1 pseudogene is annotated in these 272 nt (G+C 51.5%); it reads right to left on the bottom strand.

Going from position 1 to position 272, the window contains the following annotated elements:
• Window positions 1-240: pseudogene (locus R0J92_RS23080) on the bottom strand (hypothetical protein); the annotation flags it as partial.
• Between the last annotated feature and the right edge of the window lie 32 nt (window positions 241-272).

Genomic DNA, 272 nt, shown 5'->3' on the forward strand with positions numbered 1-272 from the left:
GTAAATCATTTCCTGAACGGTTCCCTTGATCGAAACTTGGCCCGGCCGTTCGCCTTCCGATGCTCGGATCGATTCTGGCCGGATGACCAAAAAATAATCGCCGTCTGCGAGCTCTCCATTGACAGCTGTTTCAAGCGTTTTGTCAGATGAGGTGAAGCGCCCGTTATTGACGGTCCCGCTCAAGATATTCTTTAAGCCAAGAAAAGCAGCGACTGCTGTCGTTTCAGGGCGTTCATACAATTGCCTCGCAGTTCCGACTTGGCGCAATTGCC

Source organism: Tritonibacter sp. SIMBA_163 (genome assembly GCF_046535935.1).
GTDB classification, from domain to species: Bacteria; Pseudomonadota; Alphaproteobacteria; order Rhodobacterales; family Rhodobacteraceae; genus Epibacterium; species Epibacterium scottomollicae.